Below are 18,688 nucleotides of genomic sequence, written 5' to 3' on the forward strand. Positions count from 1 at the left end.
TTTAATTTAAAAAATTCTGTTATAAGACAAACTCTTAATTGCTTTTACTTAGGCATCTTTGGGCGACTTGGTAGATGATGGTGTCGACCTGTTGCTGGGTAAGTGCTTGGGTTTTGAGTGTTGGGATGGTGCTGACTAATTGTTTGTGGTTAAGGATCGGGAACGGTGGTTTTGATTGACTTGTGACATACCAGCCGGGGAGTACTAGGACTGGGGTTGATGATACTGGTGTCCCTGTGGCTTTGGTTAACCATTGGCTGACCCGTTCTCTTAACAAGTGTGCTTGGCGCTGCGCTTGTTCTATGGGTTTGGTTTCTGTCCACGAGGGGAAGTTTAAGCGCCCGTCTTTGCTCCGCGTATACATCACTCCAATCGTGACAAACATGCTGGAGAGGATGATCACTACCGATAAAATATTGTTAGTAAAATCTGCCATTTACATCCTTGCCGTAAAAAGGGATCGTTAATTCCATTACTTACACAGGCTTACCCTGTGCTGATTTAGCTGGGTGACAGAGGTGGCTTTTAAGAGGGGAGGCAGATAACTGATTTGCTTCTTCTTCCCTAAATGGCGTGCTCGATGATGGAGTTCGAGTTTGCCCTGCATTTTCCTTAAGTGGTCACACTTTTTACTTAGTGGTCACACTTTAACCCGCTCTATACGGTTTAATCAATGCGTTTTATCACAAAAATGTATTTTAAATAATGACTTGTGGCCGGGGCTGTCTGAGTTTAAACGCAGTGTGTTAGTGACTAGAAGCTAACGCGGTACTGTGGAATTTCTAAACAAAATGCTTGCCGCGATAGGGATGATTTGTTATTACTGGCCCATGAACAAAATATACGTAAGCGCAATTAACACCACCACTACCACCACGAGAATTCTCGGGGGGTAGTTTTTTGCGTCTTTAAAAAAACCCTCTGAGCGATATCGCCAGAGGGTTTTTTTATACCTTGGTTTTGTATTTCGCTCAGATTTAACTCAAGTTTTACTCAGATTTAGCTCGGGAGAGAATGATGAAAACACATCGCGAAATTGCAGAACAACTTGACCTGTTTCACTCTGAACCACAGGCGCCGGGTATGATTTTTTGGCACCCGAATGGCTGGGCGTTATTCCGAGACATTCAAGAGCACATGAGGCGCGTGTATCGCCGAAATGGTTTTGAGGAAGTGAACACGCCTGTTTTTATGAAGAAGGAGTTATGGCAAACGTCTGGGCATATGGACATGTTTGCAGAGAACATGTTTTTCGGTGGCGGAAAGGAAAACATGGATGAATATGTGTTAAAACCCATGTCTTGTCCTGCCCATATTTTGCTGTTTAAGCGCGGGGTACATAGCCATAGAGATTTGCCACTGCGACTATTTGAGTTTGGCTTGGTGCACCGTAATGAATCCTCAGGCTCGTTAAATGGTTGCCTGCGCGCACGCCAGTTCACTCAGGATGATGCCCATGTTTTTTGCTGTTGGTCTCAGGCAGAGGAGGAGATACGTGGTTTTCTCCAGCGTGCAAAGCAGGTTTATGGTGATTACGGCTACCATAATTTAGACGTAAAAATATCGACTAAACCTGAGAAGGCATTAGGCAGCGATGAGCAATGGTGCCGAGCACAAAAGCTATTGGATTCAGCCTGCTATAGTGAGGGCTTTGATGCCGAGTATCAAGCTGGTGAAGGGGCTTTCTATGGTCCTAAAATTGAACTGTCACTGACAGATTCTATGGGCCGATGCTGGCAGTGTGGCACTATCCAGTTTGATTTTAATTTGCCTGAAAGATTCGATGTTCAGTACACAAACGAGCAAGGTGAATTCGAACGGCCAGTGATTATGCACCAAGCTATGTATGGATCTATCGAGCGTTGGCTGGGGATTCTCTTGGAAGTCTCACAGGGTAACCTGCCGGATTGGTTGCATCCTGTGCCTGTTGCTATTGCCTCAGTGAATGAGTCAAACAGCCAATTTGTCCGTCAGTTAGCCGCACTATGTTTAGCACGAGACATGCGAGTGTTGGTTGATATCAGTCAAAACTCAGTTGCCCGCAAAATGAAACGCTTTCACAAGCAAAAAGTGCCTTACATCTTAACGGTTGGGGATAAGGAAGAAGCCGAGAAGTGTGTGTCAGTTAAGTGCCGCAAAGATGGTGTTATGACTCACATCCCTCTTGCTGAATTAGCTGACTATCTTGCGGATAAACTAGTTCGAAAACAATAATATAAGGGGAATGGTGTTTGCTATTTAAGGCTAGCTAGGGTTCCCACGGCTAGCCTTTACTCATTTTATGATCCTGCTCTTTGCGCTAAAGCTTAACGATAAAACGCTTCTACTGTGCCTTTTACTGTGAGTAAAAGTGGTTGGCCGCGACGGTCTAAGGATTTGCTTGGTACTTTTACCCAACCTTCACTGATGCAATATTCTTCGACATCAAAACGCTCTTTGCCGTTGAGCTTAATACCGATATCGTGCTCGAAAATTTCTGCCACATGGTGTGGGCTGCGTGGGTTAACGGAAAGGCGATCCGGTAAAGCAGGTAATGATGTTGTGTCGGTCATGGTCGTGATCTGTCGTTGTCTATAGTGAAAAAGCGTGCGCTATTGTAGGCAATCCCAGCGCAACGCTCAAGACTTTAACTGTGACTGATTACGCGCCTTGCGTTACAAGGTTAGGTTGTCCTGTTAGGGCACAGCTGTTAGGGCATTGCAGTTAGGACACTGCTGTTAGGGCAAGACTGCACCGCAGCAGGAAAAGGCTTTCAGCACTCGGCCGTTTTCTCTGCCCATGACTGAGCGCAAATAAACCTTGGCTAATGTGTCGGCATTGATTGCACTAAAACCGGGGAAATAGTCCTGATAGCTCGCTAACGACTCGCTTAATACCGTTGGGCTGACAATGTTTATTCGCTGCTGCGCAGGTAATTCTCCCGCGACGGCGGTAACAAAATGCTCAAGTGCGCCATTGATTGTGGCTGCACTGATGCCATCTTTTACTGGGACATCGGCAATAATGCCACTGGTCAGTGTAAAACTCCCCCCAGCGTTGAGGTATTGGCTACCTATTTGCACTAACTGTATCTGCCCCAATAACTTACTTTGGAGCCCTGTATACCAGTCTGCTTGAGTCATAGCGTTGAAGGGTTTAAACACGACGTCACCCATGGCCGAAATCATTGCATCGACTTTACCGATTTTTTCTAGCCCTTGTTTAAGTGAATGTTCATCCCGAATGTCTATCAGGACATCCCCCGTTGTTCGCCCTACCTGAATCACTTCATGCTGAGTTGAATGAAATAAGCGGACTATGGCTTGTCCGATTGTGCCTGATGCACCCACAACGACTATTTTCATGACATGCTCCTAAATTGAATACGAATTGAGGATAGTCTGGTTAATTACATAGAAAAAGCGCATATAATCACCACATTGTTTCGTTAATGGATTTAATTGATGAATCTCACCCATCTGCAGTCATTTATGCTGGTTGCCAAAATGCACAGTTTTAGCGCTGCGTCTGAACAACTCGGCGCTTCTAAAGGCTTAGTGTCGCGCCATGTTAAATCCCTTGAAGATGAAATGGGTTGTCAATTACTCCACCGAACCACTCGGCGAGTATCAATGACCGAAGCAGGGCAAGCGTTATTTGGTAAAGCCTGCGAAATCGAGAGGCTGGCCAATGAAGCTGGACGTTTAGTGCAGGATTTAACGCAGGACTCCTGCGGCACTTTAAAATTCACCGCTCCAACGGAACTGGGCAAAAAATTGCTGAGTCCTATGCTGCTCCAGTTTATTGCTGCGTATCCTCAAGTGAAACTCGAACTGTGTTTTGAGCAGAATATTCAAGATGTTGAGTTCGGCAAGTTTGATCTCGCCTTAAGAACAAGCATTGCGCACAGCGATAATCTGGTCGCCAGATATCTTGGCAGAATTCGCCATGTCTTAGTGGTTGCGCCCGCGCATCCCGCCGCCGCAGAGGTGCGTCACCCTGATGATTTACGCCATTATCGTCTATTGTCTTCGGGTGAAACTCAGTGGGTGTTTGAACCGCTTGCTGGGGACAGTCTCACGCTCACTTTTGAGCCTACACTGTGTAGTTCAAACTATGCCACTACACATTTGCTTACTTTGAGTGGTACAGGTATCGCTAGCCTGCCTTATTATTTGGTAGAGGAGGATATCGCTCAGCATAAACTCACTTTGCTCGTTCCCCAATGGCAATGCTATCCACATGAGTTGTATATGGTTTATGCCAAGCAGAGCCATTACCCAAAGAAGCTGCGTGATTTACAACATAAGCTACAAACTTGGTGCGAAACTCACTCAAAATATGTGGGTTAATGAGTCATACCAATCACATTAAATATCTAATCAGTTCAGAGCCTCACAGGCATTTCAATCCAAGGCGCATTGACGCAGAAATGGTCATTCCCTTTTAAGTCAATGCAACACGGGAGTGGGATGCCTGTGAGGCTCCCGAAGGGCGGCCGATGTTAAATTCATGGCAACACGCTTTATACTGCGTTTAAGGCTTTCGACAGAGCACCACTATGCCTTCAAGCCTTCGCCTTGTCTAAAGCGCGTTGAACTCCCGCTGAATGAACAGATATTTAATACGATTGGTATCAAAGCGTCATCACAGCAATTCTTATCCGGCAGAGGGCAGAGCTTTTAGAATAAAGTGAGGCAGAGTACACTGCCGCGCATTGAATTTTGTATTTGAATCTAAAGTCGAGCAGGCATTTACCTTTATCCATGCAGGCATAATAGAGCGGCGATGAACCAAGAGTTATGAACGACGACATTAGTATCTCGCTGCCCTCGCTTATTCATCGAATTGGGCGGGAGGCGGTTAAACAAGCTCAAGCGATTGCAATCCAATATGATTGCGAGCTTAAGCGTGTGCGACGTTCAAGGAATTGGTGCATTATTGGCGCGGCGATTAAGATCCAATCCTGCAGTGCGCATTTACAAAGTGAGCCATTGCTGGCGCAGCAGTTAACGGCTATAGATGGCCAGTTTGGCTATCTTATCAAAAAGTTGGAGTCAGCCTTGCTGCAACATGCGGACAAGCTAGAGCCCTTAGACGCTAAGTTGATTCGGCTTATCACAGACAATCCCGCGATCACTTTAGGTGAGTTGATGCAACTGACGCAATGCACTATCACAGAGGCCAGATTGGCACGTTTTCAAGCCGACTCTTGGTAGTTTGCTTGTTTCGCGTTCTCACTATGCGCCTCTATTGCTGGGCTGCTTTTTCTAGCACTTTTATTTGATTTTCGATTTGCTCGGCTTCAGCGGTCAGCATTGAGTAGGATCTGATATCGCCTTTTCTCTGTGCATGCATCGCTTGTTCAAGCTTGGCATTGTATTGCTGTGTTAACTTTTTTAAGGGATTTTTCTTAAAGATTGAAAACATGGCCATTTCTACTGAGTTGAGTATTTGGGTTATATACGTAGGTAACGGGATTTAAGTTTTACTTTTTGAAATTAAAAGTAGCGCCTTCAACTTCTAATCCACAATCCATCAATTCCACTGCCATCCGGCCTCAGCAAGGCAGAGACTTTATCTTACATTTGCAGCAAACCAATGGGTTGCTATGTCTTATTTAGCTTGCAACCCATTGAAAATATTTTAAATCTTAAACTGACCGACGAGTTTACCTAAGTTAATGCCTTCTTGTGATACGGTTTGGCTGACTCTGGCAGCATCTTCGCTGGAATGGAGTAACTCATTCACTATCTCTTGGATGGCGAACACGTTGCGGTTAATTTCTTCGGTCACAGAGCTTTGTTCCGTGGCCGCTGTCGCAATTTGGGTGCTCATGTCGTTAATGGCCGTGACCGCCGATGTCACTGAGCCTAGGCTTTCTGAGATTGCGCGAGAAGAGTCTACCGAGCGTACGCAGCTTTGCTGACTTTCTTCCATCGTTTTCACCGCCAGCGCCACAAGCTTGTGCAGTTCTGACAGCATCTCATTGATTTCTAAAGTGCTAGATTGCGTTCGGCTCGCTAAGTTACGCACTTCATCGGCCACCACGGCAAAGCCTCGACCTTGTTCTCCGGCGCGGGCCGCTTCGATGGCGGCATTTAATGCTAATAGGTTAGTTTGCTCAGCAATACCGCCAATCACTGACAGCACGTTGTTGATTTTTTTATATTGTTCGCTCAAGGATTGAATGCTGCCCGCCGCATTATTGATTTGCGCCATGAGTGCCGAAATTTCTTCTAAAGACGCATCGACGCAGCGCTGAGCATTGGCTACATCGCCAGTGGCAGCGTGAGTCGCTTCTGCCACTTGCGTGGTATTTTGCGCCACTTCGCTGGCGGTAGCTGACATTTCAGTAATAGCAGTAACAACTTGATCGGTTTCATTGTTATGGCTGATGAGTTGGCTCGACATCACTTTGGTTTGATCGTGAATCGCGTTGGCGGCGGTTTTAACTTTAGCGGTCGCGTTTGCCACATCGCCTATGATGGTTTGGAGTTTATCGACAAACAGGTTAAAGGATTGACCTAGTTGTGCAATTTCATCTTCACCTTTCACAATAAGACGTTTGGTTAAATCGCCTTCGCCTTTAGCGATATCGTTTAAGTTATTCGCCATATTTTTAATTGGCGCGACCATACGTTGGGCGGTGATCAGAATAACAACGGCAGTCATCGCGGCGAGTAACAGCGCAATTAACAGAATGGCATAGGATTTTTCGATCATCTGCTCAGTGACAGTTGCACGATAATCCTCAACGACAGCGTCAATATCATCGATATAAGCGCCCGTGCCTAGCATCCAGTCAGTGCCAGGGATCATCATGGAGTAACCGATTTTCTCAATTTGCTCATTGGTATTCGGTTTTTGGAAATAGAAGGAGAAGTTACCGTCGCCCCTTTTAGCAGCATCGAGTAAACCAACAATGATTTTTGTGCCGCGGGGATCTGTCATATTAATTTTATTTTGCCCTTCGAGGTTGGGCATGACGGCATGGAACAGGTTTTTGCCTTGGGAGTCGTAAATAAAGAAGTAACCAGAACTGCCAAAACGGATATCACGGAGCGCTTGGTTCACATTGCCATTTTCTTTTAAAGACAACTGATATTGCACTATGCCGGCCGCAATTTCGGTGGCTTCTTTTATTTGGGTTTTACGTTCACCGATAAGCTTAGTTCTAAAGGTCGTGACTTCATCTGCAAGGGCGCTTTGTTCGACATAGTAAGAAACTGTCATGAGAATGCACAGGGTCAGGATTAACGGGAATAGCGATAACAGCAGTAATTTATTACGTAAACTGAAATTAGACATGCTTGACGACTCCATGATGAACATCCTTTTTATTGCAGGGCAGTATAGCTAATTTCCCATATTCTTAAGTGCTTAAGTTAACAAAAATATAATGTAAATGACAAAAAGCACGCTTTTTTCTTATGCCTCATGGGTTGGGTGCACCTTAAATTGGGCTACTTTCGTTGATCTTAATCAAGGCTCTCTGGGGGAAATGCGTCCACTATATTAGTTAAACTTGATGCAAATGGCGGCTAGAATTTTGCAAAATCTTGAGCGTATATCTGATTTGCAGCGGACCAGTAGCAAAGCGACATAGCGGCAAAGGGTAAGGGCGGAACAGTGACGAATGAAAAGCTGATTTTAACGCTGAAAATTTGCATTAGTGTGGGTATTTGTCTTATTGCGCTGGGTATTTATCTGCATAACTTTAATGAAACCGTTGAGGCGATGGGCGTGCAAGGGATTATTATCAGCGCTATGTGTGTCGCCTTTGGCATGGCCTTATCATTACCCACTAAGATGTATTTAACCTTTCTGTTAGTTAAGCGAGAGACTGAAAAACATCAATAATTTGTTTTTGTACTTGGTTTTAATCTGCGACTAATTGGCTTACTTGGCCTTCATGTTATTCAATCTCAGTTCAAACTCAAACCTGCTATTCAACCCACTAAGCTAAGCCGCAAATGCCCCGATTGTGGTTTTTAACATAATTAACTCAAGACTAATGGGCCAAAAACACCGATAATTCCCCCTTAATGACTCATTACCAATGACGCGACTTGGTCGATGGGCTGCTACAGACTCGCATATTTAGTGGAAATCATATTCAATGGAAATCAAAGTTAATTTTCTCGACAATCTTAGACTTGAAGCCAAGTTTGATGATTTTACCGTGACCGCCGATCAACCGATCCGCTACAAAGGTGATGGTTCTGCTCCTAGTCCGTTTGATTATTTCTTAGCGTCGTCAGCCCTGTGTGCGGCCTATTTCGTGAAGGTGTATTGCAAAGCCCGCGATATTCCAACGGATAACATCAGACTGTCGCAGAACAATATTGTCGATCCAGAAGATCGCTACAACCAGATTTTCCAAATTCAGGTTGAATTGCCAGAAGATATTTCCGATAAAGATCGCGAAGGTATTTTGCGTTCAATTGACCGTTGTACCGTTAAAAAAGTGGTGCAAACGGGTCCAGAATTTAAGATTGAAACCGTTGAAAACCTAGACGCAGACGCCAATGCCATGTTGATGGGCCAGCCTAATGGCGCATCGAGCACCTTTATTCTGGGTAAAGATCTACCACTGGAGCAGACCATTGCCAATATGACGGGCATGCTCGCCGATCTTGGAATGAAGATTGAGATCTCATCATGGCGTAACATAGTGCCGAACGTGTGGTCACTGCATATTCGTGACGCCGCTTCGCCAATGTGTTTTACCAATGGTAAAGGCGCGACTAAAGAAAGTGCACTGTGCTCGGCACTCGGCGAGTTTATTGAGCGGTTAAATAACAACTTTTTCTATAATGATCAATTCTTTGGTACCGAAATCGCTAATAGCGAATTTGTGCATTATCCCAATGAAAAGTGGTTTGCATTAGAAGAAGACGATGCGCTACCAGCGGGTATTCTGGATGACTATTGTTTAGAGATTTACAACCCAGACGACGAGCTGTGCGGTTCGCACTTGATTGATACTAATTCGGGCAATCTTAAGCGCGGCATTTGTGCTATTCCTTACACCCGTAAATCTGACGGTGAAACGGTTTACTTCCCATCTAACCTGATTGAAAACCTGTTTTTAAGTAACGGTATGAGCGCGGGCAATAACCTGCAAGAAGCGCATGTGCAGTGTTTGTCAGAGATTTTTGAGCGTGCCGTTAAACGCCAAATCATTGAGCAAGAAATTGTTCTGCCTGATGTGCCAATGCAGGTACTTGAAAAATATCCCAGTATCCTCGCGGGCATAAACGGCTTAGAAGAGCAAGGTTTCCCTGTTGTGGTCAAAGACGCTTCACTCGGCGGTCAATTCCCCGTGATGTGCGTGACCCTAATGAACCCGAAAACTGGCGGCGTGTTTGCCTCATTTGGCGCGCACCCAAGCTTTGAAGTGGCATTAGAGCGCAGTTTAACTGAGCTGTTGCAAGGCCGCAGTTTCGAAGGCTTAAACGATGTACCAAAACCGACCTTCAATAGCATGGCGGTCAGCGAGCCAGAAAACTTTGTTGAGCACTTTATTGATTCAACAGGAGTGATTTCATGGCGCTTCTTTAGCAGTAAATTTGATTATGAATTTTGCGAATGGGATTTCTCTGGCACCAGCGAAGAAGAGGCCAGCGGTCTGTTTGGTATCTTAGAAGCGTTAGGTAAAGAGGTGTATATCGCTGAATTTACCGATTTAGGTGCATCGGCGTGCCGAATTTTAGTTCCTGATTACTCTGAGATTTATCCAGTTGATGACTTGATTTGGGATAATACCAACAAGGCGCTGGCATACCGTGAAGATATCCTAAATCTGCATTCGTTAAGCACTAAACAGCTGGTTAATTTGGTTAATCGTTTAGAAGAAAGCCAACTCGATAACTACACGGATATCCGCACCTTAATCGGCATTGTATTCGATGAAAATACCGTTTGGGGTCAGCTCACGATTATCGAGCTTAAGATCCTGATTTATTTGGCGCTTGGTGCGCACGAAGACGCGATTGAGCTAGTTGGTGAGTTCCTACAGTTTAACGACAATACCGTTAAACGCGGCCTGTTCTACCAAGCCATGAATGCTGTATTGGAAGTGACCTTAGATGACGAGTTAGAACTTGATGATTTTATCCACAACTTCAACCGCATGTTTGGTGAGGAAGTGATGGAGCAAGTGGTTGGCAGTGTTACAGGAAAAATACGTTTTAGCGGTTTAACTAAGACCAGCATGCAGCTCGAGGGTATTGAGCCGCATTTAAGATTGATTGAAAGCTATAAAAAACTGCATCAAGCCCGTAAAGCTGCGAAAGACGCGAATTAATTCTGTTATTTAGCATTAGCTTAATGTGTTTAAAAGCGAACCTTAGGGTTCGCTTTTTGTTGGTTGCCTTTTGATGCGTGCTTCTTATGAGCACTTGTGACTATCACTTATTAAGGGCGCTTGTTATTGCTATGTGTGCTTTGAAATGTTCAACCCGCTTAGGCTGTATTTGATATAACTCGATTTTTACCGTTACGTTTCGCTTGATACAGGGCCGCATCGGCCCGCTTAAGCGTGTCTTCATAGGAGGTATCAAATGCTTCTATGCTGGCAACCCCGATACTTACGGTGGCAAACAAGCCATTAACCGCATGTTTTTGCAGCGCAGAGTAAAAACAATCGCAGAGGTATTCTGCAAATTTAACTGCCTGAGACTGTTCGACACCGGGCAGGGCAATCACAAATTCATCCCCACCAAAACGATACGCGCTATCGGTTTTTCTAAATTGAGTGCGACAGGTTTCAGCAACGGTGATGATAATTTTATCGCCAGCATGGTGGCCTAACTGGTCATTGATAGACTTTAAGTGGTCTAAATCGAGGATCAAGATTGAGGTGGGCGTACGGTGGCGCTGAAAAGTGTCGAATTGAACGGTTAAGTCGCGTTCTAATCGGCGGCGATTATATAATCCTGTGAGCTGATCGGTATCGCTGAGCTGACGCAGCTGCAGTTCAAGCTCATGTCGCTGTGAGATATTACTGGCGACCCAGAGCACCACTGGCTCATCATTGACGAGAAAGTCTAGCGCTTGAATTCGTCCCTCAAACCAAATGGGTTGATCTGGGCCCGCATCGGGTAAGCCTTTGACATCTTTATTACTGAGTTCATATTCTTCAATCAGTAATGCTCGGCTAGCTAAGGCTTGTTCGATAATGCCTAAGAAGTAATTTGTTTTATCGGGGTTTAATACATCGGCAAGGTACAAACCGACTAAGCCACTGCCATCGTGGTAATAACGCCCATCTTTACCGCCGAATACAGCCACGTACCGACCACTTTTTGACAATATTAAGGCAGGATCTGGCAGTGCATCGAGGATTAACGCCATCTGTTCAATATTGATCATCAATTAAGATCCCTGTGGAAAATCACTTAACTTTATGTCTGCGTGTCCAAGTCATCATTACGAGCCGCTCTTTGGAGCTTTAGCCGCCAATTAATCCCGTTAACTCATAATAATCTAGCCGCTTTTGGTGCGAACAACAAACCATAACGACATGCCGTACAATTTATTTGTCGTTGTTATTTTGCCAAGTCGCCAGCGCGATTGATGCCATAAGCCATAACTCTCTCTTTGCCTATTGTAACGAGTCAATAGTGATATTTTGAACTTTGGCGTGTGTGCTTATGTTCAAAAAGCTAAACCGCAATGCTTAGTGAGCAGATGTTTTTCGAGTAGACTCTAGAACCGGAATTGCGGTTTTAATTTTATCCAGGGATTTATAATGCATACAGCCGATGATTTTATTGAACATTTAGCACTAGAACAGCATGTTGAAGGCGGCTATTACCGCTCATCCTATCGTTCTGAAACGCCGTTTGATCAGACTCGGGCATTATGGAGCAGCATCTATTTTTTACTGCGCACGGGGGAAGTTTCCCACTTTCACCGCCTAACCGCCGATGAAATGTGGTACTTCCATGCAGGACAATCGCTCACCATTTATATGATTGCCCCTGATGGCGTGTTAACCACGGCGCAATTGGGACTCGATTTAGCGGCGGGCGAGCGACCACAATTTTTGGTGCCTAAGGGCTGTATCTTTGGTTCGGCGATGAATCAACCCGGCTTTTCGCTCGTGGGCTGCATGGTGTCCCCCGGTTTTACCTTCGATGATTTCGAGTTATTTAGCCAAAAAACGTTACTAGCCCACTATCCGCAGCACAGCGAAATCATCAAGCGTCTGAGCCGATAGGCAGAGTGAGCGCTCATTTTAAGGAATAATTGGCTGGATGGTATGCTCGTCTCTGTCTGTTCTAACCTTGGTCTGCTTAAGATTAATTGTAGGTTATTAGGCTTACAGAATAATTAGAGTGCCAGAAGTTTAAATTGATTAAATAGTGTTCGGCTTGCTCATGTGTAACCTGTATTTCTGTTTATATGAATATAGTGTAATTTATTTTTTATTAGGGTAATTCTTTGTGTGATAATGATTTGTATGAATGGGCTAAAATTAAATAATAAATTCACATGCTGTTTCAAATTATGAATCATTGATGGAGGAATATCTGCGCTTGATAAGTCAAAAGTAGTAATCAAGTTGCTACTATAAGTCTGCTCAGCAACGAATGTTGATTGCTACTTTTAAAATCATGTTGTAATCAATATAACTGCATCTTTTTATGAAAAATTAATCTAGCAGTGGATGGTTTTTTAACTTTTTTGTGAAACTTGCAACAAATGCATACAAAGTTTTTTTGTTTTTGTTAACATTGTTTTCAAGTTTTTAGGATAAATAAGTTTTCACGGATGATACGAGAGATTACAACTCTTTTTGGTATTTTGCTGTTTGTATTATGTTGTCCAGTGTATGCCAAAACTGTCTATAGATATAACTCACCTCTAGATTTTCAACGTTATTACACTACTCAAATTATTAGTGAACTAACTGACAGTCATATCAGAATCATTGATTTTGATTCAAACATGCAGCTTTTGTCGCACAAGATTGTTACCGGGAAAAGTCTAGAATATCAATGCACAGATCGCATTATAGGTGAGCAAGCCGCAAGCCTTGGTCATGCCTATAAGTATTGGTTTAGTAATCAGTTGGATTACTGTGAAATCGACTCAAGTTTTTTTCCTTATATATATGATTCCATCGTTTCTGAGTTAATAGTTGAGCCTAGCACTATTATCTTAAACATTCCGAACGATATCCCGCCCGAACTCGAATTACCTAATGGAACACTTATTCAGCATGTATTTGATTTGATACCTATAGCCGATTTCTCGTCCTTATACCCTGTGATTTCAAAACGATTAACGCAGAACGGAACACTCGTTGTGAAAGAAGGTAAATACACCTTCCAACTATTATTACTTTCTAAAGGAGATATGAAGTGATACAAAAAAATAACTTGAGCAAGGTCGCCATTTGTGTGGGGCTCGCTTTAACATCTAGCTCAGCTATAGCTGCAAACAGTTGGTTATCACGGGTCAATACTGTCACTGAACAGCAAGACAAATCCATTGTATCAGCAAACCATATGCAATCAGTTTCAGTGATGACTTCTGATTCGTCTAACGCTGTTTTCGATATTACTGTGTCTTTGCACAATAATCCTGAAGGGAGTGATCAGAAAGCCTACGAGGAAATATTGGGTTATTTTGCCGATGGGGTATGTGAGCAATCGAACGGTGAACATAAGCTCGGAAAGATAAGTATTTTCAGAGAAAATAAGCATAGATCTAAATCGGACATTATTTGGGGCGAGCGTGAATGGCCGCGAGCAAATACTGCGGGCTTTGGCGCCAATGGTATGCATATTTGGTTTGGAGATGTTTTTCCAAATGGTGCAGGGCAAGGCAAAGATCACAATATGCTCACCGATACCCTGGGCTCTGGCTACACCTTGGCCCACGAGTGGGGACACTACGCCTATGGTGTGTATGACGAGTATAAAGGTAACGCGGTTTCCGGTGCAGCTAATGCAACGCTCACCACTGACGTGGCTACTGATTCCATCATGAGTAATCAATGGCAAGCAAGAAACGGTGATATGAAATGGTTGAATCATTCAACTGCGATTAATATTGGTGATGTAAACCGTACCGCACAGGGACGAGTGTATGGTAAGAGTGCTTGGGAAGTACTTACTCAAGACGTTAAAGACGACCCTAAATCTGGGCGGAAAACGGCTCAGCCAACTCGTACTCGATATACTACTTTGGCAAATAATGCGCCAGATGCTAATAATCCGGTAAAGAAAGAGTTACCCGCAGCGCAGTTTAGTTGTCGTGATCAGCTTGATTTTGTTTGGGTTGAAGGCGATATCGATATGCAGATTGTCATGGACCGTTCGGGTAGCATGTCTGGTTCACCTATCGATAACGCCAAGCAAGCCGCTAAAATACTTGTTGATGCGACTGCTGAAGGCAGTACTGCGATGGGATTAGTTTCATTCTCAGGCCGTTCGAGTGTTGAGCAAGATTTTGCGATGCAAAAATTGCCCAAGCCAGATAACGGTGTTAAACAAGCTTTGAAAGGTGCAATTGATAATATTTATGCCTATGGTTCAACGGCATTGTTCGATGGCAGTCAGTTAGCACTTGATAATTTATCTGCTTATCAGGCTTCGGCGGCAAGTGGCGCACCAGGTGTCGTTTTTGTGCTTGCTGATGGTGACGATAATAATTCTATAAAATCAGAATCCTCGGTCATCACTGCCTATCAAAATGCTAATGTACCAATTTTTAGTTTCGGTTATGGCTCAGCTTCGCCAACGGGTCCTTTAGTGACAATGGCCAATGCAACAGGCGGAAAATACTTTTCTTCACCAACAACGTTAGCCGAAATTATCGATGCTTTTTTACAAGCAAATGCCATTGCCACTGATAACCAAAACTTAGTGTCATCAACGCTTAATATTGAAAGTGGCACGGGTGCAACCCAGAGTATTTATATCGATTCTGGTTTAGATAATGTCAATATTTTCGTAAACCATAAAGGCGGCGCTTCTGACCTGCAACTCACGCTAAAAGATGCTTCAGGTCATAATGTCAATGGCGTAACTTTCGATTGTTTACCTGTGTCTGGAGGGCAATCTTGTAGCGTCAATGTTCCTAATAGTCTTGTTGCCTCACTTGGTCATGGTGAATGGCAACTTGAGTTAATAAACACAAATGCAAATCGTGCGCTAGATGCGACGGTCAATGTCAGTGCAGAGCCAAGTCTAGCGGGAAGTTATACTGTCTCTGTTGAGGGATTTGCTGGTAATGCCGTAAGTTACCCAAGCCCGATGATTTTAACGACTGCGTTAACCAAAGATAAACTTATCACTGGTGCTAATGTCATCGCTACGATCAAGGACCCAATGGACAACACGACCAACTTGGAAATGTTTGATAATGGCCAAGGCGGTGATGCGGTTGCAGGTGATGGTATTTACTCCGCCGTTGCACCATACAATCAGAATGGTATTTATCAAGTCGAAGTGAATGTTGATAACAAAGAAAGCAAGGCAAAATATACTGCCACAGGCCTATTTACCCCCACATTAGACGGCTCTGAGCCAGTACAAGAAGCTTTACCAGCCATAACGGAGAATTTTGTACGTATTGCGAAAACCTCATTGGTTGTGAGCAATGTGCCTTATTTTGACAGTGATGGTAGCTATATCACCGCAATTAAACTCGATACGACCAATGCTGGTATCAATGGAGTGATTGACAGTGCTGGCGATCTTGATTTCTATGTCTTAGAAAATATAGATATGAGCAAAGACCTCGTTGTACGTGTGACAGACTCCAGCTTAGGTATGAAGCCAAAGTTAACCGTTTACAAATCAGACGCGTCTACGACAATTGTTGATAATGTTACCCTAGCAACAAATCCATCAGCGACAAACTATGTATTTTCAAAGCTAGCTAAGTCTGAATTGGAATCGACTTTATATGTTGTCGTTAGCCACGAAGATGACACAGCTGTTACGGGAGGATACCAAGTGAGTGCGGGTGAGCCTTTAAACACTGACGTCCCGCCGAACAATGTGCCAGTAGCCAACTCGGATGCTATGACAATTTGGGCTGGCCAAAAAGTGACAATTTCACCTTTGGCAAATGATACGGATGCAGATGGTGATACTTTAGTGATCGATAGCGTTACTACTGGATCTACTAAGGGGGCTGTTGCGGTTTCGGGCAATGTTATCAGTTATGACTCAGGTAGTGCCTTTGCAAATGAAACGCCAGGCTCAACCGTATTAGATAGCTTTGCTTACATCATTACCGATAACAAAGGTGGCTTTGCTGAAGCTACAGTTGATGTCAGTGTTAAAATTAATACACCGCCAACAGCAACGCCTGATGCTATCAGTGTCAATGAGAATGCAACTGTCACTATATCGCCGTTAACGAATGACACCGATGCCGATGGCCACACTTTTACCCTCACATCTAAGCAAGCTAGCCTGAAAGGTAAGTTGGTTGATAATGGTGATGGTACTTTTGTGTACGATCCAAACGGTCAGTTTAACAACTTGGCCAAAGGTGAAACGGCAAATGAAATATTTAGTTATACCATCACTGATGAACTTGGTGCGACAAGCACGACTGAAGTGACTGTGAGTGTTGTTGGTATTAATGCAGCTCCTGTTGCTGTCGCTGATACCGCGGTAACAACCAAGTCGGGCAACATACAAATCGCGTTGCTTGCAAATGATACCGATGCTGATGGAGACACGCTTACTATCACAGCTATTGATGTTGGCTCTTTAAAGGGCAAGGTCACCAATAACAATGATGGTACTGTGACTTATAGCCCTAATGGACAATTTGGTCATCTATATCAAGGTCAATCTGCAACAGAGACTTTTAGTTATACCATCTCAGATGGTGATGCTGAAATGAAGGCATCTGTTACAGTGACTATCAATGGTGAAGGTCAAGCGCCGGTAGAACCTGAAAAAGAAGGTTCTTCAGGTGGTAGCTTGTCATGGCTATCATTGCTACTTGCACCATTAGCGTTTAGCCGCCGTCGAGTTAAATAAGACGTCATAGTGCGCAATAAAAAAGCAAGCTTAACTGCTTGCTTTTTTATTTTCTGAAATTCAGTCAACTCGGTTTGAGGTTCATTATTTAAAGTGAAAGCTTTACCTTCAAGCTCCGCGTGTTTGCTATTCAAAACAGCGCGACAAAGATGTTATTTTCTAGCAAAATAGCCCAGTTTTTTGTCTTAAATACAGCAATATGGTGAGTTAAATGGCGCGTAAGGGAAAGGGTGAAAGCGAGTCGTATCGCAAGTTTATAGATGAACAGGCAAAGCAAGCTTATGAAGATCTTGTTAAAAACCAATCACCTAAAAAAGCATTTCTAGGGGCATTACTTGGTGTTTTCTTAGGTTTAGCCTTACTTATTCTCTTTGTTTGGAATGGGTTAGTATTTTATTGGATGCTCTTTGTTCCTGCGGCCGTTATTGGTTACTTGGCCTGCAAGTTTGGGAAAATCTATGAGAGTAAGTATGCAAACATGGTGGGTGTGATCGGGCTACTAACCAATGGCATTGCTGTCATGACCCTATATAACTTTGAAGCTCTTGCCTTATCATCTATTCCCATTAGCTTTTTTGTGACTCGGTATTTCGCCAAACTGAAATTGACTGAAGCACAGGAGAAGGGGATCTGGCGTAAGGAAATAGGTCAGTTGTAGCGAGTACTCAAAGTTAACGCCTGTGGTCTGTTTGGCGTGGTCAGCAAAGCTGACCACAATTATACCTTTCAGCCGTAAAACGCTACTCAGTGTCGTTAAATTTGGCTCAATAGTAAGATATCCCCGTGACAAGGCTTGTCTATTGGCGTTTAACCACGTAAAACAGGCTTTTTGGCGTACCTCTATGTACCAAGTGTTAGGAGTAATTGAATTTGGAACACTTAGTGTGGGAGCTCGATCCTGTATTAATCTCGTTTATGGGACTAAAAATACATTGGTATGGAGTCTTGTTTGCTGTTGCTATCACTGCTGGTTTTCAGGTGATGAAGCGGATTTATATCAAGGAAAACCTCGATGTTGAGTCCCTTGATAATCTACTGATTTATTGTGTGGTTGGCATCATAGTGGGCGCGCGTTTAGCCCATTGTATTTTTTACGATCCGGCTTATTACTTTGCCCATCCGCTTAAGATTTTGGCGATTTGGGAAGGTGGACTCGCCAGCCACGGTGGGGGTTTAGGGGCGATTCTAGCGCTGTATTATTACCAACGCAAAGTGAAGCTGCCATTCCTGTTTTTGTTGGATAGACTCGCGATCGCCACCGCCATTTTTGGCTTTTTTGTGCGTATGGCGAACTTTGCCAACTCAGAGATTTTAGGCGATCCAACGACTCAACCTTGGGGCATTATATTTGCCCGTGTTGATATGTTGCCAAGGCATCCGGCGCAGCTTTATGAGGCTTTTGCCTATTTGGCTATCTTTATTGCGCTTTATGCTCTGTATCAATTTACGCAGATTAAACAACGGCATGGAGCTATTTTTGGCCTGTTCTTGGTGTCGGTATTTAGTGCGCGAATTGCGATTGAATCGATTAAAGTCAGCCAAGCGGCTTACTCTGAATCAGTGCTAAGTGCGGGACAACTTCTCAGCTTACCGTTTTTAGCCGTTGGCATAGTCTTGTTGTTTTTGGCGTATCGAAAGAAAGCCGTTTAAGTCAGAATATCAAACGGTTTAAAAAGGCTTTCTAT

14 protein-coding genes and 2 pseudogenes are annotated in these 18,688 nt (G+C 43.8%); 10 read left to right on the forward strand and 6 right to left on the reverse strand.

What is annotated here, in order from left to right; translation table 11 throughout:
• Positions 1-34: 34 nt before the first annotated feature.
• Positions 35-349, reverse strand: a pseudogene (locus Q4Q50_RS05050) (nuclease-related domain-containing protein); the annotation flags it as partial.
• Between the two features lie 647 nt (positions 350-996).
• Here Q4Q50_RS05050 and thrS point away from each other — a divergent pair.
• Positions 997-2,214: pseudogene (gene thrS / locus Q4Q50_RS05055) on the forward strand (threonine--tRNA ligase); the annotation flags it as partial.
• A 92-nt stretch (positions 2,215-2,306) separates the two neighbouring features.
• Here thrS and Q4Q50_RS05060 read toward each other — a convergent pair.
• Both Q4Q50_RS05060 and Q4Q50_RS05065 read right to left on the reverse strand, forming a co-directional pair.
• A complete protein-coding gene (locus Q4Q50_RS05060; protein ID WP_006080205.1) occupies positions 2,307-2,552 on the reverse strand; it encodes a DUF3297 family protein in 246 nt (81 codons plus the stop codon).
• Positions 2,553-2,717: 165 nt separating this feature from the next.
• The gene (locus tag Q4Q50_RS05065; RefSeq protein ID WP_311890189.1) at positions 2,718-3,344 is read right to left on the reverse strand and encodes a short chain dehydrogenase; all 627 of its coding nucleotides are present in this window, start codon (positions 3,342-3,344) and stop codon (positions 2,718-2,720) included.
• Between the two features lie 99 nt (positions 3,345-3,443).
• Here Q4Q50_RS05065 and Q4Q50_RS05070 point away from each other — a divergent pair, with 99 nt between their 5' ends.
• Both Q4Q50_RS05070 and Q4Q50_RS05075 read left to right on the forward strand, forming a co-directional pair.
• The gene (locus tag Q4Q50_RS05070; protein WP_126492740.1) at positions 3,444-4,331 is read left to right on the forward strand and encodes a LysR family transcriptional regulator; all 888 of its coding nucleotides are present in this window, start codon (positions 3,444-3,446) and stop codon (positions 4,329-4,331) included.
• 450 nt (positions 4,332-4,781) lie between these two features.
• Entirely contained in the window at positions 4,782-5,198 is a 417-nt protein-coding gene (locus Q4Q50_RS05075; RefSeq protein WP_311898665.1) for a ribosome recycling factor family protein, read from the forward strand.
• A 31-nt stretch (positions 5,199-5,229) separates the two neighbouring features.
• Here the strand turns inward: Q4Q50_RS05075 and Q4Q50_RS05080 are convergent, their stop codons facing one another.
• Both Q4Q50_RS05080 and Q4Q50_RS05085 read right to left on the reverse strand, forming a co-directional pair.
• Positions 5,230-5,409, reverse strand: a complete 180-nt coding sequence (locus tag Q4Q50_RS05080) for a DUF6435 family protein (protein ID WP_261273491.1) — start codon at positions 5,407-5,409, stop codon at positions 5,230-5,232.
• 216 nt (positions 5,410-5,625) lie between these two features.
• Positions 5,626-7,290 carry a methyl-accepting chemotaxis protein gene (locus Q4Q50_RS05085; RefSeq protein WP_311898666.1) on the reverse strand — a complete coding sequence of 555 codons (1,665 nt, stop codon included), beginning with the start codon at positions 7,288-7,290 and terminating at the stop codon, positions 5,626-5,628.
• Between the two features lie 321 nt (positions 7,291-7,611).
• Between Q4Q50_RS05085 and Q4Q50_RS05090 the strand changes: the two genes are divergently transcribed.
• On the forward strand, positions 7,612-7,842 hold the full coding sequence (locus Q4Q50_RS05090; protein ID WP_311898667.1) for a hypothetical protein: 231 nt from the start codon (positions 7,612-7,614) through the stop codon (positions 7,840-7,842).
• Positions 7,843-8,101: 259 nt separating this feature from the next.
• On the forward strand, positions 8,102-10,291 hold the full coding sequence (locus Q4Q50_RS05095; protein WP_311898668.1) for an OsmC domain/YcaO domain-containing protein: 2,190 nt from the start codon (positions 8,102-8,104) through the stop codon (positions 10,289-10,291).
• Between the two features lie 158 nt (positions 10,292-10,449).
• Here Q4Q50_RS05095 and Q4Q50_RS05100 read toward each other — a convergent pair whose 3' ends face one another.
• Positions 10,450-11,358 carry a GGDEF domain-containing protein gene (locus tag Q4Q50_RS05100; protein WP_311898669.1) on the reverse strand — a complete coding sequence of 303 codons (909 nt, stop codon included), beginning with the start codon at positions 11,356-11,358 and terminating at the stop codon, positions 10,450-10,452.
• A 379-nt stretch (positions 11,359-11,737) separates the two neighbouring features.
• On the opposite strand from Q4Q50_RS05100, the gene Q4Q50_RS05105 reads away from it, so the two are divergent.
• The 5 genes from Q4Q50_RS05105 (at position 11,738) to lgt (ending at position 18,653) form a co-directional block, all read left to right on the forward strand.
• Positions 11,738-12,208, forward strand: a complete 471-nt coding sequence (locus tag Q4Q50_RS05105) for a cupin domain-containing protein (RefSeq protein WP_006084120.1) — start codon at positions 11,738-11,740, stop codon at positions 12,206-12,208.
• 554 nt (positions 12,209-12,762) lie between these two features.
• Positions 12,763-13,359: a hypothetical protein gene (locus Q4Q50_RS05110; protein ID WP_311898671.1), complete on the forward strand. Its 597-nt coding sequence runs from the start codon at positions 12,763-12,765 to the stop codon at positions 13,357-13,359.
• 143 nt (positions 13,360-13,502) lie between these two features.
• Positions 13,503-17,003 carry a cadherin-like domain-containing protein gene (locus tag Q4Q50_RS05115; RefSeq protein ID WP_311898673.1) on the forward strand — a complete coding sequence of 1,167 codons (3,501 nt, stop codon included), beginning with the start codon at positions 13,503-13,505 and terminating at the stop codon, positions 17,001-17,003.
• Positions 17,004-17,214: 211 nt separating this feature from the next.
• A complete protein-coding gene (locus tag Q4Q50_RS05120; RefSeq protein ID WP_006084117.1) occupies positions 17,215-17,661 on the forward strand; it encodes a hypothetical protein in 447 nt (148 codons plus the stop codon).
• A 212-nt stretch (positions 17,662-17,873) separates the two neighbouring features.
• Positions 17,874-18,653, forward strand: coding sequence for a prolipoprotein diacylglyceryl transferase (gene lgt, locus Q4Q50_RS05125; protein ID WP_259520635.1), 780 nt, complete (start codon positions 17,874-17,876; stop codon positions 18,651-18,653).
• The last annotated feature ends 35 nt before the right edge of the window (positions 18,654-18,688 follow it).

Source organism: Shewanella scandinavica, assembly GCF_031932065.1.
GTDB classification, from domain to species: Bacteria; Pseudomonadota; Gammaproteobacteria; order Enterobacterales; family Shewanellaceae; genus Shewanella; species Shewanella baltica.

Coding starts and splice junctions, on each gene's coding strand:
- Q4Q50_RS05060 (WP_006080205.1), bottom strand. CDS start 2,552: ATGACCGACACAACATCATTACCTGCTTTACCGGATCGCCTTTCCGTT.
- Q4Q50_RS05065 (WP_311890189.1), bottom strand. CDS start 3,344: ATGAAAATAGTCGTTGTGGGTGCATCAGGCACAATCGGACAAGCCATA.
- Q4Q50_RS05070 (WP_126492740.1), top strand. CDS start 3,444: ATGAATCTCACCCATCTGCAGTCATTTATGCTGGTTGCCAAAATGCAC.
- Q4Q50_RS05075 (WP_311898665.1), top strand. CDS start 4,782: ATGAACGACGACATTAGTATCTCGCTGCCCTCGCTTATTCATCGAATT.
- Q4Q50_RS05080 (WP_261273491.1), bottom strand. CDS start 5,409: ATGTTTTCAATCTTTAAGAAAAATCCCTTAAAAAAGTTAACACAGCAA.
- Q4Q50_RS05085 (WP_311898666.1), bottom strand. CDS start 7,290: ATGTCTAATTTCAGTTTACGTAATAAATTACTGCTGTTATCGCTATTC.
- Q4Q50_RS05095 (WP_311898668.1), top strand. CDS start 8,102: ATGGAAATCAAAGTTAATTTTCTCGACAATCTTAGACTTGAAGCCAAG.
- Q4Q50_RS05100 (WP_311898669.1), bottom strand. CDS start 11,358: ATGATCAATATTGAACAGATGGCGTTAATCCTCGATGCACTGCCAGAT.
- Q4Q50_RS05105 (WP_006084120.1), top strand. CDS start 11,738: ATGCATACAGCCGATGATTTTATTGAACATTTAGCACTAGAACAGCAT.
- Q4Q50_RS05110 (WP_311898671.1), top strand. CDS start 12,763: ATGATACGAGAGATTACAACTCTTTTTGGTATTTTGCTGTTTGTATTA.
- Q4Q50_RS05115 (WP_311898673.1), top strand. CDS start 13,503: ATGCAATCAGTTTCAGTGATGACTTCTGATTCGTCTAACGCTGTTTTC.
- Q4Q50_RS05120 (WP_006084117.1), top strand. CDS start 17,215: ATGGCGCGTAAGGGAAAGGGTGAAAGCGAGTCGTATCGCAAGTTTATA.